The sequence below is a fragment of the Streptomyces sp. NPDC058469 genome, assembly GCF_042721125.1.
Lineage (GTDB): Bacteria > Actinomycetota > Actinomycetes > Streptomycetales > Streptomycetaceae > Streptomyces.
The window spans coordinates 1-2,075 of sequence record NZ_JBHXME010000348.1 but is presented as its reverse complement, the minus strand read 5'-3'; the positions used below and the strand labels follow the sequence as shown (position 1 = coordinate 2,075).

At 70.1% G+C, this 2,075-nt stretch carries 1 protein-coding gene; it reads left to right on the top strand.

Annotated elements, in window-relative coordinates; genetic code table 11:
• Positions 1 to 477 precede the first annotated feature (477 nt).
• Positions 478 to 1,974 (top strand): FG-GAP and VCBS repeat-containing protein, encoded by a 1,497-nt coding sequence (locus tag ACFWP5_RS52330; RefSeq protein WP_384174507.1) that lies wholly within the window; start codon positions 478 to 480, stop codon positions 1,972 to 1,974.
• The last annotated feature ends 101 nt before the right edge of the window (positions 1,975 to 2,075 follow it).

Genomic DNA, 2,075 nt, shown 5'->3' with positions numbered 1-2,075 from the left:
CGGAATCGGCGTAGCCGACGCGACCGCAGGGAGCGCCCTTTACTCGGCTCACGCAATCCCGACACTGACAAAGAAGCGGGCGGCCCAACGGTCACTTCACGACGTACGCAAGCGGCATCTCAGGGCGGTGAGTTGACGCCCGGAAGCTGCCATCGCCGCGCCCGGCCCACCTCCGTACCGGACAGCTCGGTCGAGGCGATCCCCGGAACTCGCGCCGCACCCCGACCGACAACCCCGCCCGCCTCCGAACTCCTCGCCAACGCCCTCCGCCCCACCACCGACCGCACCGCCCCCAGAGATTTACTGAACTCACGTACAACCCTTACGCACCACCGCAGGTCTCCTGATCGCCAACCACCGGTGAAGCCGAGGACAACTCCCGGCAAACACGGACGGTACGCACCCATCGACACCGATCGACACCTCACCGACGCGGATGCCCGCCCGCATCCCCCGCATGCCGCAGGAGAACCCCGCATGCACCAGCAGCAACACCCGTACCTGAGACTCGCCCTCGCGACGGCCGCCGCGGCCGCGCTGACGGGCGGTCTGCTCACGCTCTCGGCGACGACAGCAAGCGCCGCCGACTCCTTCAAAACCGCGAAGGCCGACTTCAACGGCGACGGAATCGGCGACGCCGTGGCCTCCGCGCCCGGCGCCTACGTCACCGGCAAGGCCAACGCCGGCCAGGTCGTCGCGCTGTACGGCACCGCCACCGGCGTATCGTCCGCGAAGCGTTCGACGCTGAGCCAGAACTCCGGCAACGTGCCCGGTACCGCCGAGAAGGGCGACTACTTCGGCTACGCGACGGCGTACGCCGACTTCAACGGCGACGGATACGACGACCTCTCCGTGGCCTCGCCGTACGAGAAGGTCGGTACCGACACCGACGGCGGCGCGCTCGCGATCCTGTGGGGCTCGAAGAGCGGCCTGACCGGCAAGAGCAGCGACGTCCCGGACCCGGCCGTGTCCGGGCACGACAACTGGGGCCAGACCCTGGCCGCGGGCGACTTCGACGGCGACGGCAAGGCAGACCTCGCAGTCGGTAGCTCGTCCGCCACTGTCTACGTCTACAAGGGCGGCTTCAGCAGCTCCACCGGCAAGCCCGGCGGCCGTTACACGATCAAGCCCCCGATCCGCTCCGGCACGACCGGCTTCCCGTACGGCCCGGAGCACCTCACGGCCGGTGACGTGAACGGCGACGGCCGCACCGACCTCGTGGTCGACGGCTTCGAGTCGCAGACGTCCAACGGCTGGAACACCAACTACTACGTGCCGGGCGCCGCGAACGGCCTGAGCATCGCGGGCGTGAAGACCCTGAAGGCCGGCATCGTCACCGGTATCGGCGACATCAACGGCGACGGTTACGGCGACATCGTCACCGGCGCCGGCTGGGACGCCACGACCGGCGACGGTACGACCGTCCCGGACTCGGCGAACGGCGGCAAGGTGAACATCACCTACGGCTCCGCGTCCGGCCCCGCCTCCACCACCGGTATCACCCAGAACTCCGGGAACATACCCGGCAGTTCGGAGAAGGGCGACGCCTTCGGCTGGGACCTGGACCTCGGCGACGTCAACGGCGACGGTTACCAGGACGTCGTCGTCTCCGCCCCGAACGAGGACCTCGGCGCCGCCACCAACGCCGGCATGGTCACGGTCGTCTACGGCTCCGCGACCGGCGCCGACACCACCACCGGCGTCCAGTCCTTCGCCCAAAGCACGGCCGGCGTCCCCGGCGCCGACGAGAAGAGCGACCTCTTCGGCGCCGACGTCAAGCTCGACGACGTCAACGGCGACGGCAAGGCGGACCTGCTCGTCGGCTCGTACGAGAACGACGGCAACGGCGCGGTGACCTACCTCCCCTCCAACGGCACGAAGATCACCACCACCGGCTCCCGCACGATCTCCCCCAGCACCTCGGGCGTCTCGACCTCGGGCACACCGCAGTTCGGCGCCCAGTTCGCCGACTAGCAGCCAAGTCGTCTGCCGGGCCGGGGGCGCGTCGGGTCGGGAGGGTGCCGCCCCCCCGACCGAAACCCCGGGCGTCGCCCCCCCGGGCCACAGCCAGGGGC

Coding starts and splice junctions, on each gene's coding strand:
- ACFWP5_RS52330 (WP_384174507.1), top strand. CDS start 478: ATGCACCAGCAGCAACACCCGTACCTGAGACTCGCCCTCGCGACGGCC.